The 15,778-nt window shown below is 61.5% G+C and carries 14 protein-coding genes; 7 read left to right on the top strand and 7 right to left on the bottom strand.

The annotated features are described in order from the left end of the window. Positions 1–270: 270 nt before the first annotated feature. A complete protein-coding gene (nspC, locus tag DESU86_RS06520; RefSeq protein ID WP_179980316.1) occupies positions 271–1,491 on the top strand; it encodes a carboxynorspermidine decarboxylase in 1,221 nt (406 codons plus the stop codon). 267 nt (positions 1,492–1,758) lie between these two features. Here the strand turns inward: nspC and panB are convergent, their stop codons facing one another. The 4 genes from panB to DESU86_RS06540 form a co-directional block, all read right to left on the bottom strand. Further along, positions 1,759–2,592, bottom strand: coding sequence for a 3-methyl-2-oxobutanoate hydroxymethyltransferase (gene panB, locus DESU86_RS06525; RefSeq protein WP_179980317.1), 834 nt, complete (start codon positions 2,590–2,592; stop codon positions 1,759–1,761). Positions 2,593–2,674: 82 nt separating this feature from the next. Then, complete coding sequence (gene speB, locus DESU86_RS06530; RefSeq protein WP_179980318.1) at positions 2,675–3,550, bottom strand: agmatinase; 876 nt, start codon at positions 3,548–3,550, stop codon at positions 2,675–2,677. Positions 3,551–3,973: 423 nt separating this feature from the next. Further along, entirely contained in the window at positions 3,974–4,507 is a 534-nt protein-coding gene (locus DESU86_RS06535) for a hypothetical protein (protein ID WP_179980319.1), read from the bottom strand. 324 nt (positions 4,508–4,831) lie between these two features. Then, complete coding sequence (locus tag DESU86_RS06540; protein WP_179980320.1) at positions 4,832–6,088, bottom strand: multidrug effflux MFS transporter; 1,257 nt, start codon at positions 6,086–6,088, stop codon at positions 4,832–4,834. A 127-nt stretch (positions 6,089–6,215) separates the two neighbouring features. On the opposite strand from DESU86_RS06540, the gene DESU86_RS06545 reads away from it, so the two are divergent. From DESU86_RS06545 to DESU86_RS06565, 5 genes are all read left to right on the top strand, one after another. Then, complete coding sequence (locus tag DESU86_RS06545) at positions 6,216–8,564, top strand: ATP-dependent helicase (protein WP_179980321.1); 2,349 nt, start codon at positions 6,216–6,218, stop codon at positions 8,562–8,564. Between the two features lies 1 nt (position 8,565). Further along, entirely contained in the window at positions 8,566–9,612 is a 1,047-nt protein-coding gene (gene thiL, locus DESU86_RS06550) for a thiamine-phosphate kinase (protein WP_179980322.1), read from the top strand. Positions 9,613–9,771: 159 nt separating this feature from the next. Continuing rightward, a complete protein-coding gene (locus DESU86_RS06555; protein ID WP_179980323.1) occupies positions 9,772–10,395 on the top strand; it encodes a class II aldolase/adducin family protein in 624 nt (207 codons plus the stop codon). 232 nt (positions 10,396–10,627) lie between these two features. Beyond that, the gene (locus tag DESU86_RS06560; protein ID WP_179980324.1) at positions 10,628–11,440 is read left to right on the top strand and encodes a DUF4198 domain-containing protein; all 813 of its coding nucleotides are present in this window, start codon (positions 10,628–10,630) and stop codon (positions 11,438–11,440) included. Between the two features lie 27 nt (positions 11,441–11,467). Continuing rightward, entirely contained in the window at positions 11,468–11,938 is a 471-nt protein-coding gene (locus DESU86_RS06565) for a hypothetical protein (protein WP_179980325.1), read from the top strand. A gap of 220 nt (positions 11,939–12,158) precedes the next feature. Here DESU86_RS06565 and DESU86_RS06570 read toward each other — a convergent pair whose 3' ends face one another. From DESU86_RS06570 to DESU86_RS06580, 3 genes are all read right to left on the bottom strand, one after another. Further along, entirely contained in the window at positions 12,159–12,674 is a 516-nt protein-coding gene (locus DESU86_RS06570) for a YceI family protein (RefSeq protein ID WP_179980326.1), read from the bottom strand. Between the two features lie 392 nt (positions 12,675–13,066). After that, positions 13,067–13,546, bottom strand: a complete 480-nt coding sequence (locus tag DESU86_RS06575) for a DinB family protein (protein ID WP_179980327.1) — start codon at positions 13,544–13,546, stop codon at positions 13,067–13,069. A 192-nt stretch (positions 13,547–13,738) separates the two neighbouring features. Then, on the bottom strand, positions 13,739–14,248 hold the full coding sequence (locus DESU86_RS06580; RefSeq protein WP_179980328.1) for a peptidylprolyl isomerase: 510 nt from the start codon (positions 14,246–14,248) through the stop codon (positions 13,739–13,741). Between the two features lie 118 nt (positions 14,249–14,366). Here DESU86_RS06580 and mutY point away from each other — a divergent pair, with 118 nt between their 5' ends. Further along, a complete protein-coding gene (mutY, locus tag DESU86_RS14600; protein WP_332068185.1) occupies positions 14,367–15,701 on the top strand; it encodes an A/G-specific adenine glycosylase in 1,335 nt (444 codons plus the stop codon). Positions 15,702–15,778: the final 77 nt, after the last annotated feature.

Genomic DNA, 15,778 nt, shown 5'->3' on the forward strand with positions numbered 1-15,778 from the left:
AAGAACGCGGAAAAGGTTTTTTGTCACTGCCCCGATGGAGGGGGGGCAGTACAACGGCCCCACTCAAAGACCAAATCCCAAACCACCTCCAACAACCATTCATCCCCCAACCCCTTGCGCCCACTCCGCCAATACGTCAAAATTCCAAAAGCAGGCCACGCCAAAATCGCGCAAACTTCGCGCCAAGATCGCGCCAAGACCGCGCCAAATTCGCGCAAACGCCACACCCAATTCCAGACCTGCGCAGCACACTCACCCAGAGGAACGTTAATGCACTGTCAGCACCTTCTCTTTGATCCGGCCCGCATCCCTTCGCCCTGCTTTGTCCTGGACGAAATCCAGCTTCTGACCAATGCGGCCATTCTCAACACCGTGCAGGAACGCACCGGGGCAAAAATCCTCCTTGCTCTCAAGGGGTATGCGGCCTGGGCGACCTTTCCCCTGCTTTCCCGGTTCAAGGGGCACGGCCCCCTGTGGGGCGCCTGCGCCAGCTCTGTGGACGAAGCCCGCCTGGCCCGCGAGGAATTCGGCGGCGAGGTACATTCCTTCGCGGCAGCCTGGAACAAGCGCGAAGTGGCGGAACTGCTGACGCTGACAGACCACATCGTCTTCAACTCCATTGCGCAGTGGCGCGAATTCGCGCCCGCCATCGAGGCGTGGAATCAGGGCCGCTGCCCTGACAGACAGATACAGTGCGGCCTGCGCATCAACCCGGAACACTCCGAAGGCGCTGCGGAAATATACAATCCCTGCGCGCCCGGCTCGCGCCTCGGCATACGGCGCAAGCATTTTGACCCCACGGCTCTGGACGGCATCTCCGGCCTGCATTTTCATACGCTTTGCGAACAGGGCGCGGACGCGCTGGAGCGCACCCTGGCCGCTGTGGAGAAAAATTTCGGCCAGTGGCTGCCCCGATGCAAATGGATCAACATGGGCGGCGGGCATCACATCACCAAGCCGGGCTATGACCTGGACCTGCTCTGCCGCCTGCTTGTCCAGTGGCGCGACCGTTATCAGGCGCAGATATACCTTGAGCCCGGCGAGGCCGTTGCCCTGGACGCGGGCTGGCTGGTCGCCACGGTGCTGGACGTTATCGAGGCCGACATGCCCATTGTCATTCTGGACATAGGCGTGCCCTGCCACATGCCCGACGTCATTGAAATGCCCTACAGGCCGCGCGTGACGTATGAGCATGACGGCGTAGCCGTGCAGGCTGGCGAGGCGGGCCAAAGGGCCTGGACCTGCCGTCTGGCGGGCAAGTCATGCCTGGCGGGCGACGTGGCTGGCGAATATTCCTTTGACGCGCCCCTCAAGCCGGGGCAGCGCCTCATATTTGAAGACATGGCCATATACAGCATGGTCAAGACCACGACCTTCAACGGCCTGCGCCTGCCCTCCATCGGCATTTGCGGCCAGGACGCCGACGGCGAAACGGACTTTCGCATGCTGCGCCAGTTCGGCTACGCGGACTTTAAAACCCGGCTTTCCTGATGCGCCTGCCAGAGCAGTCAACACTTGAAGCAGCTTTGGCATCTGCAACAGAAAAACCCCGGTAGAACCGGGGTTTTTCTGTTGCGCGCATTGGCAAAAAATCTGCGTTCAGCGCGTATCCAGAGCAGATCAACTTTGAGAATGTACATTTTCAAAGTTTAAGCCACGCTCACTTAGGCGTTTAACCGCGCAGATAAACTGCGCTTGCGCCTCCATAGCGAACGTCTGCTCACGCAGCCGTCAGAGCAATGTAAAAGTTACATTGCTCTATTTGAGTTTTTTGACCGCTTTTTCCATACCCTCTGGCAAGGGATAGCAGTGCTCCTCACCGGGAAAAGCCCCGGCGCGCACTTCACGGGTGTAGGCCTCAATGGCGTCGCGCAGGGCCTTGTCCACCGAGCCGAAGTATTTGACAAAACGCGGCAACGGCCGGGTGTTCAGGCCGGTCATGTCCTGCCAGACCAGCACCTGCCCGTCGCATTCCGCGCCAGCGCCGATGCCGATGACGGGAATGGCAAGCTCCCTGGTGACGCGGGCGGCAAGAACGGCGGGCACGCATTCCAGCACCAGGGCAAAGGCCCCGGCATCCTGAAGGGCGCGGGCGTCGTCCAGCAGCTTCTGGGCCGCGCTGGGCGTCTTGCCCTGCATCTTGAAACCGCCGAAGGCGTTGACAGACTGGGGGGTAAGCCCCAGATGCCCCATGACGGGAATGGACGCCCGCACAAGAGCCCTGACCACGTCGCAAAATTCCGAACCGCCTTCAAGCTTGACGGCCTGGGCGCGGCCTTCGGTCACCAGCCTGCCAGCATTGCGCACGGCTTCATCCACGCTGGTGTGATAGCTCATGTAGGGCATGTCGCAGATCACAAGGGCCTGATCCGCAGCCCGCGCCACAGCGGCGCAATGGCGTAGCATGTCGTCCATGGTGACGCTGAGTGTGTCCTCGTGTCCCAGCATGACCATGCCGAGCGAATCCCCCACCAGCAGGGCATTGACTCCGGCGTCGTCCATAACGCGGGCCGTGCTGTAGTCGTAGGCGGTAAGCACCACAAGCTTGTCCTGCCCCTTGGCGGCGCGAAATGTGACCACAGTGTTCTTCATGGTGAATGCTCCTTGGTAAAAACCCTGTCGGCAACTGTTGGGGATGCCTGACGGCCAGCGATCCAGACGGCAGAAAAACGCGTCAGGAACGGCTGTTGGCCGCGAACGCCAGCCCCATAAGCAGATGCGTCAGCTTGGCCGCCGTAAAATCACAGTGGTGCAGACCCGCAATGGGGGCAAGCTCCACCACGTCCAGCCCCACGACCTGACGCCCCTCAACGCAGCGCTCAAGAATGAACTGGGCCTCACGCCAGCTTAAGCCGCCGGGTGACGGCGTTCCCGTGGCGGGCATGAGGGAGGCGTCAAAGGCGTCCACGTCAAAGGTGATGTAAATCCGCTGGGGGAAGCCCTCGGGCAGGGGCAGCTCGGGCAGACCCACGCGGGCCATGAAATAGGCGTCATAGTGCGTGACGTTGTGCGCCTTGCGTACCTCGGCTTCCTCGCGGCAGAAGTCGCGCACGCCAAACTGCACCAGCGGCAGGCCCAGATCGGCCACAGCACGGTGCATGACGCAGGCGTGCGAATAGGGGCTGCCCTCATAGCTTGAACGCAGATCGGCATGGGCGTCAAACTGCACAATGCCAAAGGGTTCGCCCGTGCTCTGCGCCTGCTTGGCCAGGGCGCGCAACGCGCCAAGGCTCACCGTGTGTTCGCCGCCGAGCAGCACCGGCAGGGCCTTGCAGGCAAGCGCCTGGGCCGTGGCAGCCTCGATGCGGTCAATGACCCCCTCAATGGGGCCGCTACAGTCCACAGGGGGCGCGGTATAAAAACCTGATTCTCCTGGGGTAAGTCCGCTTTCCCAGGCTTCAAGCTGCTGGGAGGCCGTGAGCAGGGCCTCGGGGCCGTGGGCCGTGCCAGCGCCGTAAGACACGCTCTGCTCCAGCGGAACGGGGATAATATGAAAGGCGGCCTGTTCAGGCCGGGAGGGGCTGTATTCCGATGCAAGAAAATGCTGCATGACTATCCTCAGGCTGTATGGATGAACCAAATAAAACGGCCCGCTTGGGGAGGCAGGCCGTCTTATTTGGAGGAGGCTGTCAGCAAAAGAAAGGAAGGTACTTTCTATTCTGCAATGGCCGTGCCAAGTGGAATCGAGAAAATAAATCTCTCTAACCACCAGTAATTTATTGTAATTTATTTCAGGAACAAATACTGTTTAGTTTAAAAACTTATACTCTCCTGCCCTGCGCCCCACGTTGCAGGCTTGCCGCTGTACAAAAAATTATCTCACTGATGCATGCGGCCAGCCCACGGAGCAGACTACTGTTAAAAATATACATTCTCAAAGTTACCGGCACGTTCGCTTCGGCGCTTACCCGCGCAAATAAATCTCGGTGCTTTTATCGGCTGATGTTCCGCCACCAGACTTTCCGCTCAAGACTTACTGCAACGTTTCCTTTCCAGCGGTGGCCGGAGCCCCCTGTATGCTGACGGTCAGCTTTTCCGCCAGTTCGCGCGCGCCGGGGGTCTGACGCCATTCGTCAAAGAGCTTGCGCCATGCGCCGAACTCCGTGAAGCCACGGTCCAGCTGATCTTCGTGCATCTGCACCCAGGTATTGAAAAGCTGCATCTGCACCTGAAAGGTGGCGCTGTTGAATATCATGGCCGCGCTGTCGCGCGCTATGCTCTTGCCTTCCACGTGGGTGGCCACGAAGTTGCAAATGGCGCGCTGCGACATTTCAAAGGTCACTTCCTGACCGTTCATTTCATCGGCCAGGGGCAGCAGATGGGGGTAGAGTTCGGCAATGCGCTCCATACCCTTGACCGGCACGGCCATGAACAGCGGCGCTTCACCGTCAACCGGGGCGGCTTCGGGCTTTTCGCTGATAAAATAGAATCGCAGCCAGTTTTCAAACATGACCGCTTCAATCATGGCGGCTACGGCGCTCTGGAATTGGCTCTGTGGCTCAGGCATGGAAACTCCTTGACTTTTTGGCGGCGTGAGCACCCTGGCTCCAACCGCCATCAGGACTTGGCTCACGTACTTCTGGAACAGATCATCAGGCCATGGCCGACGCCGAGAACCCCTGAAAGGCGCTCATGCCGCACGGCCTAGAGAAAAATGTCGCAAGCGGCTCCATATGTACTATCCGGGCCGACCCGCGTCAATGCGGTACGCCGTAAAGCCGGGGCGCATATAAATGTTCTGGCGGCGAGGATGCGGCCCTGCCAGATGCGGCCAGCCCAGACGACGCCAAAGCAAATGTAGCCAATGCGAATGCGAGCAGTCAGCGTTTCCCTAAGTCGCGGCCAGCCGCTCGCGCCGCAGGCGCAGCGCCCTGGTGCCCGTAAGGCTCAAGGCCAGGGCGGCGCTTCCCGTCACGGCGCAGACTATCCCCAGAGGGACAGCGGTTCCCGGCCCGGCCAGCCCCACCAACGGGGAGGAAAACGCCCCGAAAATAAAGGCCGCCACGCCGATCACGCCCGAAGCCGCGCCCGCGCCCACGTCCTGCGCCGCGATGCCGAGGGTGAAGCTGGTGGCGAAGGTCACGCCCTGGAGCGTTATCATGCAATACAGGGCGGCAATGAGGGGCCAGGGCGAAGCCGGACGTGCCAGGGTCACGCCCAGCACCGCCAGACAGGCCACCCAGCGCAGGACGTTTCCTGCCACCAGCAGCCTTTCTTCCCTGACGCGGCGGGCCAGCCGCCCGGTAATGATGGCCATAAAAGACAGACTGAGCGCGTTGGCCCCGAAGATCATGCCGTAGGCCGTGGGCGAAAAGCCGTACATATCCTGCAAAATAAAGGGCGAGGCCGCCACATAGCCGAAAAATCCGGCCATGGTGAAGCCTTGCACCCCGGCAAAGCACATGAAGGCCTTTTCGCTGAAGAGCTTGCCCGTACAGCGCAGGGAGGCCAGCACGCCGCCGGGCCGCCGGGCCTCTGGACGCAGTGTTTCCGGCAACCGCCAGGCGCACAGGCACACGAGCAGCAGGCCAAAACCCGTCAGAAAAATAAATACCGCGTGCCAGCCGCCCAGTACGGCCAGACCGCCACCCAAAAGCGGGGCCACGATGGGGGCCACGCTCTGAATGGCGATAAGCACGGCCATGAAGCTTGTGAGCTCCGGCCCGCGAAAAAGATCGCAGGCAATGGCGCGTGAAAGCACCACGCCCCCGGCTCCGCTGAGTCCCTGCGCAAACCGCAAGGCGATAAAACCTTGGCCGGAGCTTGTCTGCGCGCAAAAAAACGACGCCAGCGTGAAGAAGGCCAGCGCCAGCAGCAGGGGGCCGCGCCGCCCGCGACTGTCTGAAATGGGGCCTATGAATATCTGGCCAATGGCCATGCCCAGCAAAAAGGCGGTGATGGTGATCTGCGTGGCAGCCGTCGAGATGGAAAGATCCCCGGCGATCTGGGGCAGGCTCGGCAAATAGGTGTCTATGCTCAAGGGGCCGAATGCCCCCAGCATGGCGAGCAGCAGCGCGAAAAAAAGCCTGCGCCCACGGCTCAGCCGTGCGCCGGGCCCGACGACAAGGTCATTCTGTGAAAAACTCATGCGGTACTATTCCCTCAATTTTGGCGGATACTCAACCCGGCTGCGGGCAAAGTCAAGTTGCTGCGCCACAAGCTGCCAGCCGCACGACGCTCTGGCGGGCCGAAAAGCCTTGTGCTAGGGTCGCGTCATGATCGACTACGCTCAAGCGCTCAACCAAGCCCAATACCAGGCAGCCACCAGCGGCGACGGCCCCGTGCTGGTGGTGGCCGGCGCGGGCAGCGGCAAAACCCGCACCATTGTGTACCGTCTGGCCTGGCTGGCCGAAAACGGCATCTCGCCCGACGCCATGCTGCTGCTCACCTTTACCCGCAAGGCCGCCCAGGAAATGTTGCACCGCGCGGGACTGTTGCTGAACCAGGGGCTTACCGGCGTTCAGGGCGGCACTTTTCACGCCTTTTCTTTCAGCGTGCTGCGCCGTTGGAAACCCGCGTGGCTGGCCGACCGACCCTTTACGGTTATGGACGCCGCGGACATCACGGCAGCGGTCAAGCACTGCAAGGACACTCTCAAGCTGGGCAAGGGCGACAAATCCTTTCCCAAAACCCAGACCGTGGTGGGCCTGCTCAGCAAGGCGCGCAACAAGGAACTGCCCCTGGACGAAGTGCTGCGGCGCGAGGCCTTTCACCTGCTGCCCCATGCCGAAAGCCTGACCCGCCTGGGCGAGGCCTACAACGCCTACAGGCGCGAAAAAGGCCTCATGGACTATGACGACCTGCTTTTCGAGCTTGAAGACCTGCTGCGCACCAATGCCCTGGCCGCCGCCAGCCTGCGCCAGCGCTTCAGCCACATTCTTGTGGACGAATACCAGGACACCAACCTCGTGCAGGCGCGCATCGTGCGTCTGCTGGCCGGGCCGGAAGACGGGCCCCCAGGCAACGTCATGGCCGTGGGCGACGAGGCCCAGTCCATCTACGCCTTCCGTGGGGCGAACGTTCGCAACATTCTGGATTTCCCCAATTTTTTTCCGGGTACCAAGGTCGTACGGCTGGAGGAAAACTACAGGTCAACCAAGCCCGTGCTGGATGTGGCCAACAGCCTTCTGGCCCATGCGGCAGAGTCCTTTCATAAAAACCTCTTCACCAGAAAGGAAGGCGGCGAGCCGGTACGCCTGGTCACGCCCCTGAGCGACGCCAGCCAGGCCAAGCTTGTGGTGCGCCGCGTCGAAGAACTGCTGCGCGAGCACTTGCCCCACGAAATCGCCGTGCTCTTTCGCGCTGGCTTCCACTCCTACAACCTTGAAATGGCGCTCAACCAGGCTGGCATCGGCTTTCGCAAGTACGGCGGCCTGCGCTATACCGAGGCCGCCCACGTCAAGGACGTCATGGCCTACGCCCGCCTGCTGCTCAACCCTCTGGACCTGCCCGCCTTTGCCCGCGTGGCCGCCCAGCACAGCGGCATCGGCCCCAAGACAGTGGAAAAGCTCTATGCCGTGGCGCGCAGCGGCGACGCGGCGGCCACGGAAAAGGCCTTTGGCAAACACGTCGGCTTTCTGGAAGACATGCGCTTCATCAACGACCTGCGCGCGCGGCCCATGGCGCCCTCGTCCACGCTGGCGGCCATACTGGAGCACTACCGCCCCCGGCTGGAAACCCTGTACCCCGAAGACTGGCCCCGCCGTCAGCAGGGTCTTGAAGAAATCATTCAGATGGCTTCGGGCTACGTGCATCTGGATCTTTTTTTGGCCGATCTGGCGCTGGAGTCGCCCGAAGAGGACGAAAACGACGCCGAAGGCAAGATCACCCTTTCCACCGTGCATTCGGCCAAGGGGCTGGAATGGAACGCCGTGTGCATCATCGATCTTGTGGAAGACCGCTTTCCCTCGCGTCACGCCCTGGCCCGGCCCGAAGACTTTGAAGAAGAACGCCGCCTCATGTACGTGGCCTGCACCCGCGCCCGCCAACATCTGGATCTCTACGCCCCGGCCTCCCTGTACAACAGGGCCGAGCGCGGCAGCCAGCACGTGAACCAGAGCCCCTTTGTGCGCGAACTGGCTCCCGGCCTTGTGGAAGAATGGGTGGAGGGCTTTGGCGGCGGTCTTTCACGCCGCACGCCGGGCAGCTTCGGCGGCGCGGGCACGTATCAGCCACTGGCCCGGCCCCTGTCTCGGCCGCAGGCATATTCGCAGACATCCTCCCAAACATCCTCGCAGGCCAGCCGCGATTACGCCGCCTTTGACGATTGCCAGCTGCCCCCGGAACAGGAACATGCCGAGCCCGGCCTGAACTTTGCGCGGCCGCGCGGCCTTGCCCCCCGTCAGGAAAACCCGGCCGTGGGTGAAAGCCCAACGGCTGGCGGTTCCGGCACAACGGCCACAGGCGGCGCGGCCGCCGGTCAGGGGGAACTCTGCTACTGCACCCACCGCATCTTCGGGCGCGGCAAGATTATCAAGCATCTGTCGCCCGAAAAGGTGCAGGTGAACTTTCCCGGCTTCGGCCTCAAGGTCATTTTGAGCGAATACCTGCTCATGGAGAATTGATATGGTTGCGCCCCCATCGTCCGGCGACGCCGCCGCGCCACTGTCGGAAGACCGCATACTGGCCTGCCTGGCCGGATATTTTCCCCAGACCCATCCTTCATTGCTGCTGGGCCGGGGTGACGACTGCGCCGTGCTCAAGGCCGGACGGCCCCTTTGCGTCAGCAGCGACCTTTTTTTGGAAGACATCCATTTTCGCCGTTCCTATTTTTCGCCCGAAGACACGGGCTACAAGGCCCTTGCCGTCAATGTCAGCGACCTGGCGGGCTGCGGCGCGCGGCCCCTTGGCTTCACGCTCTGCCTGGGCCTGCCCTCCTGGGTGGATATGGAGTGGCTCAACAGATTCTTCAGCGGCATGGCCGAGGTGGCCGGTCAGCACCGCATGGCGCTGGCCGGAGGCGACCTCTCGCGCAGCAAGAGTCTGCACATTTCCATAACCGTCTGGGGCGAGACGGCGGACCCCGGCCATTTTCTGGTGCGGGGCGGCAGCATGCCCGGAGACGTGCTCTTCGTGGTCGGCCCTCTGGGCCTAGCCCGCGTAGGTCTGGCCCAACTGGAAGCGCAGGGGCGTCAGGCCCTTGATGCCTGGCCCGCCGCCTGCGCGGCCCATCTGCGGCCCGCACCGCAAGTGGACGCAGGACTGATGCTGGCGCGCGCGGGATACAACGCGCGGCCTCCGGCCCTCATGGATCTTTCGGACGGCATCATGCGCGACCTGCCGCGTCTGCTGGGCCTCACAGGCGAACTCAGCGCCGTCTGCCCGGAAAAATGCACGGGCCTCGGCGCGGAAATCGTGCTGCCGCAAGGCCGCCTGCACCCGGAACTACTGCGCTACGCAGCGGCCACGGGAAAAAATCCCGTGCATGAAGCCCTGCTCGGCGGCGAGGACTACGCCCTGCTCGGCACCTGCGCGCCCGACATGCTGCCTCCCCTGCACTCGGCCATTCCCGGCCTGTACAGCATTGGCGTGGTCACATCTGGCGGCGGCATTGAGTGCAACAACGCGCCTCTGGACAGCCTTGGCGGCGGATTTGACCACTTTGAGGCCTGAAACGCTTCGGCCTGCGACCCGCAAAAGGCCGTCCGGAGCAGATCACCCTTAATACATAAAGCATTTCGGCAGCATTCTGCCTAGAGCATTTTGCTTTTGAAGCACTCCTTGTTTCAAAAGCAAAATGCTCTAAAGAACCTTTGACTGGCAGGAACACGCATGCACAAGGATTTTCAGTCAGCACAAGAACTTATAGCCCCTTACGTGGAAGAAATGCGCGCCATCTGCCGGGACGCGTGGGCGCAGGGCCTGCTCTCGGGCTGTAACGGCAACTCCAGCCGCCGCCTGCCCGCCCCGCATGAGGGCATCGCGTGCCTGACCTGCACGGGGGCCGCCAAGGGCCGCCTTGCCCCGCAGAACTGCTGTCTTGTGGAGATTGCAGGCGCGGCCCCGCTGCACGGCGGCCCGGCGTCAACGGAATCCGGCATGCACCTGGCCATTTACCGCGCAAAGCCCCAATGCGGCGCCATACTGCACACGCACCCGCGCCGCCTGCTGGCCCTGAGCCTGCGCCTTGAAAAGGAAGACGACGGGCTGGAAGATTTTTTGCGCCTCCCGCTCTTTGAGGCGGACGTGTGGCGCGCCCGCCTGGGCTTCGCCCCTGCTCTGCCGCCCGGAACAGCGGAACTGGCCGACGCCGTGGCCAGGGCAAGCCTCGACCATCCGGCTGTGTGGATGGCAGGACACGGCCTGTGCAGCACGGGCGCGACCCTGGCCGAAGCGCTTTGCCTGACCGAGGAACTGGAGCATCTGGCCGCCATCCAGCTTTTGAGCATGCGCTGATCCAATTTCGCTTTTCCCCACAGTTCACGCCAAGCAATAAAGGCCCGCCACCGGGCCTTTTTTGCTGCCCATGGGCAGATACGTCCTGAGAGTAAGCGTTTCTACAGAGTGCCGTAACACGATTAACAAAATCGTGTTTTTTTGCTTGCCAAAAAACCTGCCCTTGTGTAGCATCTTTAAAAAAAACGTAACACAATCCTTCAGCACAGCATCTTAATCCAAGGAGCCTGACATGAACCTTTTGCAGCAGATCGGCCGCAAGGCAAAACCCATCCTCGGTGGTCTGGCCCTTACGGCTCTGCTGGGCGCGGCCCTGCCCGCAACGGCGCACGAATTCATCCTCAAGCCCGACACGGCCACTCCTGCCGCCGGGCAGAAAACCCGTGTGCAGGCCCAGGCTTCGCATGTTTTCATGATCAGCGAGGAAGCGGAAAAGCCCGAAACCGTGAACCTGCAACTGGTGCAAAAGGGCAAATCCACTCCTGTGACCCTGACCGAAGACGCTTCACTTGTCGCCCTTGTGGGCGACATTACGCTGACGGACACGGCCCCGGCCCTGCTGGTGGGGCACCGCCTGCCCCAGATATGGAGCGAAACCACGGAGGGCGTGCTTGAGGGCAACCGCGCGCAGCTTGAAGCGCAGGGCAAGAAAGTCCGCTCGGTGGGCAAGTATGAAAAGTTCGCCAAAAGCCTGCTCAACCCTGCCGCCAATGACACGCTGTACAAAACCCCGCAAAACCAGATGCTGGAAATCGTCCTGCTGGACAATCCCGCCACCGTCAAGCCCGGCGGCGTCATGAACGTACAGGTGCTTTTGCGCGGCAAACCCCTGCCGGGCGCGACCGTGGGCCTGACCCACGACGGCTTCAGCAAGGAAGAGGACGCCTACAAGGTGACGGCCGCCACCGACGCCCAGGGCAAAGCCGCCCTTGCCGTGGACAAGCCAGCACTCTGGATGGTCCGCACCGCCACCGTTGAAAAAACGCCGGGCACGGACGCCGACGCGCACCACCTGCGGGCCACCTACGTTTTCCCGGTGCGATAACGCGACGGCATGACCATGAGAGTTGCCGTGTTCACTAAGGTTTTCAGCCTGTTTCTGCTCTGCGCCTGCCTTGTGATGGTCAATGCGCGGCTCGCCTCTGCCCATGCCCTGCGCGCCGCCGAAATCCCTCAGGGGCAGGCCGTTGTCATGCAGTTCGCCTATTCCACGGGCGAAGTGCCTGCCTACGCGAATGTGGAAGTTTACGGCCCGGCCGATGCGGGCATGGAATTCCAGAACGGCCGCACCGACGCCCAGGGACGCTTCGCCTTTGTGCCCAATGCCCCGGGCCAATGGCGGGTGATCATGGCCGACAACATGGGCCACAGGGTAGTGCACGAGACTACTGTGGCCGAAAACGGCGGCGCCGCCCCCACGGCAGACGCCGCCGCTGACGCATGGGGCCGTTTTGCCACCCCCCTGCGGGCCTTGCTGGGCGTCAGCCTGCTGCTGAATCTGGGAACAATGTCCGTGCTGTGGCGTCAACGCCGCAAGGCGTAAAGCCAGGTTGGCAACACGGCCAGGAGGCCCGCCCATGGGGGGGCGGGCCTCCTTTTTATTTAAGAAAACGCTGAGTTATTCCGTTGGGCGGACTTGCTTCACTAAAAGATCGCGCTTCGCCAAAGGGGATAACCGCGCGTTTCCAGAAGGCTCTTTAATCAGCATTTAACTAAATCATTTCAGATTGTTATCTGAAACAGCCTCTCTTGCTGAAATTGCGCTAAGCGGGCGAGCACTCCGCATCGGCGGAGACGTGCACAATCTCGCCCACCATGGCGGCGGGCTCGTTCACGCCCACGCCAAAATCCTTTCTTTTTATGTCGCCCCACACCTTGAAGGAACGTGTGGGCTTTTTCGTCATGGGGTTGGTCACCACTTCGCTGCTGCGGAAGTTGAAGGTCACGTCCTTTGCCACGCCGCGAATGGTCAATGTGCCGCTGATCTTGCCCTCGCCCGCCGCCTCAAGCCGCACCTTGCTGCTCTCGAAGGTCATGACGGGGTGTACCGCCGCCTCAAAGAAATCACCACTGCGCAGATGTTCATCACGCGCAGCCACGTCCGTATCAATGCTGGCCGTCTGGGCGGCCATGCTGAATTTTGCGTCGGAGAGGTCGTCCTTGCCGATCTCGGCAGTGACCGTGAATTCGGCAAACCTGCCGGCTAGTTCGGTTATGGTGAGATGCCTGACTACAAAGCCAAGGCGGGAATGGGCCGGATCATTCTTCCATGTGGTCATGGTATTCTCCTTGTTTTTTTGCCGCCTCTGCACACAATGCACAGTTTTTTTCTGCGGGACGCCCCCCCGGCTGGCCGCTGCCATGGCGCGGACTCCGTGAGCCCCGCGTCAGATCGAAAAGCTTTGTATTACATAACACGCAATAAAGGTTTTAGGGGGTGGGGGCGTGGGGGCGTGGGGGAGGAGACCCTTTTGCAAAAGGGTCCCTCCCCCACAAAATAGTCAATGTAACATAGCATTGTCCTGGTCAGTTTAGTCACGGGATGAATTTTCAGTTATATCAAGGAGAGCGAGCCTTTTATGCAGGGAGTGTACTCTGATGGTACTCGACCGGAATAAAAGGCGAAGTTCGACGCAGAAATAACTGGAAAGGCGCTCGTGACTACAGTGCCTTAGAATACGCCGGGCAGACCGTTATCCCGCAGCGCGGCGTCACAGGAGCCGATATGGTAGCAGGTATGGCTGGCCAGCATGGCCACCGCCGCGCCATAGGCCACGTCGCGCCCTATCTTTTTGCTCAGCACAGAGTGGATCCGGGTAAGATCCTTGTCCGAAAGGCCGTCCAGCCAGGCGTCCACGCCGGCACGCACGGTTTCGGCATACTCCCGCATGGCGTCCTTGCCGATGGCGCAGGGGCCCTGAACCTTGAGCATGAGGGTGGCCATGTCGCAGGGGGCTGACGCGGGCGCGTCGTTTTCACCAAGGGTGAAAAAATTCAGCACGGCAAGGGCATGGGCGATCTGCTGCCACACGGGCCAGCCGCCGCGTGTTTCATTCCATATCTTTTCGGGGCAGACGTCGATGAATTGCGTCAGAAGGCTCCAGGAATGGCGGTACGGGGCCTGAACGGCATTGATAATGTCTCGTGACATGTGTTTCTCCTTTGAGGGCGTTGCCGCCGTCATGCGTGCGCCTGACGGACACGTCGGGCACACTGTTTGTCTCCACCATAACCAAAGCCCCCGCCTTGTGCAAAGCGGGGGCCTGAACATGGATCAACCGGCTGCCGGAACGCGCGTCAGCGTTGGGCGGCAGCGCCGTCAACGTATGGCGCGGTACGGATGTTATTCGAAACGGCTGGCGTTGGTGATAAGCACCATATCCACAGGCACATTTTCGTGCATGCCCATGCTCTTGGTCTTTACCTTGGCGATTTTGTCAACCACATCCATGCCCTCGGTCACGCGGCCAAAGGCGCAATAGCCCCAGCCGTCAAGGGTGGGGGCGCTGTGATTGAGAAAGCTGTTGTCCACCAGGTTGATGAAAAACTGGGCCGTGGCGCTGTGCGGGTCGCGGGTGCGGGCCATGGCGATGGTGCCGCGCTCGTTCTTCACGCCGTTGTCGGCCTCGTTGGCCACAGGTTCGCGGGTGGACTTTTCGTCCATGCGCGCGCCAAGGCCGCCGCCCTGAATCATGAAGCTGGGAATAACGCGGTGGAAGATGGTGTTGGTGTAAAAACCCTCATCCACATATTGCAAAAAGTTGGCAACGGTTTTCGGGGCCTTGTCGGGGAAGAGCTCGATCAAAATGTCGCCGGACGTGGTTTCCAGCAAAACCGTGGGATTGTCAGCCATGATAGCTCCTTTAGTGGTGACGGCACGCGCCTGCCCAAGCGGAAAGCGCGCCCTGAGCCGGAATATAGAGTATGCCCCGAAAGATGACAATGCCTGCCGCCGGGTATAGATTGCTTGCATGCCCGCAAAAAACAAAAAAGCATCCGTCGCCGTGTCCGCAGGCAAGAGCGCCCACCAGGGCGCAAGCCTTTTGCCTGGTCTTGAGCCCGCCTGCCAGCCAGCCACTTCGGCCGAATCCGGGGCTGAAACAGCCTGCCACATGACGCCGGGCTGTCACCTGCCGCCGGACAAGCACCTTCCCGCCCTGCGGCAGGCGCTGCTCGACTGGTTTTCCGTCCATCAGCGTGACCTGCCGTGGCGCGCCAGCTACACGCCCTATGAAGTCTGGATTTCAGAAGTCATGCTGCAGCAAACGCAGATGGAGCGCGGCGTCAGCTATTTTTTGCGCTGGATGCAGCGCTTCCCGGACATCGCCACTCTGGCCGCCGCTCATGAAGAGGACGTGCTCCGCCAGTGGGAGGGCCTTGGCTACTATTCCCGCGCCCGCCACATCCTGGCTGCCGCCCGCAAAATCGTGGCGGAACACGGGGGCGCGTTTCCCTCCGACCTCGCGTCCATCCGCGCCCTGCCTGGTGTGGGGCCATACACGGCCGGGGCCATTGCCAGCATTGCCTTTGGCGAAAAGCTGCCCTGCGTGGACGCCAATGTGGAGCGCGTCATCGCGCGCATTTTTGATGTGGACAGCCCCGTGAAGCAGGACCCGGCTGCTGGCATAATCCACCGATGGGCCCTGCGCCTTGTGCCCGAAGGCAAATCCCGCGAGCACAACCAGGCCATGATGGAACTGGGGGCCCTCATCTGCCGCAAAAAACCGCGCTGCGAACTTTGCCCTCTGGCCCGCTTTTGCATCAGCCGCCATCTGGGCATACAGGATCAGCGGCCTGTGCCGGGCAAGCGCGCAGTCATCACGCCGGTGCGCGCAGTCACGGGCGTGCTTTGCATAGGAAAACACATTTTTGTGCAAAAACGTCCGCCTTCCGGCGTATGGGGAAACCTGTGGGAATTCCCCGGCGGCAGGGTCGAGCCGGACGAAAGCCCGGAACAGGCCACGGTGCGTGAATTTATGGAAGAAACGGGATTCGCGGTGCAGGTGGCCGCCAGATATGGCATCATACGCCACGGCTACACCACCTACCGGCTGACCCTGCACTGCTTTGGCCTTGAACTGGCCAACAGCGGCGCAAACGCGCAGGCAAAGCCGCAGGGCGACGCCTGCCCCACGCCGCCGCAACTCACCGCCGCCACCCAGTACCGATGGGCAACCCCTGAAGAACTGGAGGGCCTGGCCATGCCTGCGGCGCACCGCAAGCTTGCGGACAGTCTTTTTGGCCCGTCAGGCGAGGCGTCGCCGCCGCACGCGTCCCTTCAGAAAAAACAGGGACGGCTTTTCTGATATTTACCAGCACGTATAAAATAGCGTATTTTCTCTTGCCTTTTCTATATAATGTTTCCTATTATTGACTAGAGAGA

The sequence above is a fragment of the Desulfovibrio sp. 86 genome (assembly GCF_902702915.1).
Taxonomy (GTDB): domain Bacteria; phylum Desulfobacterota; class Desulfovibrionia; order Desulfovibrionales; family Desulfovibrionaceae; genus Desulfovibrio.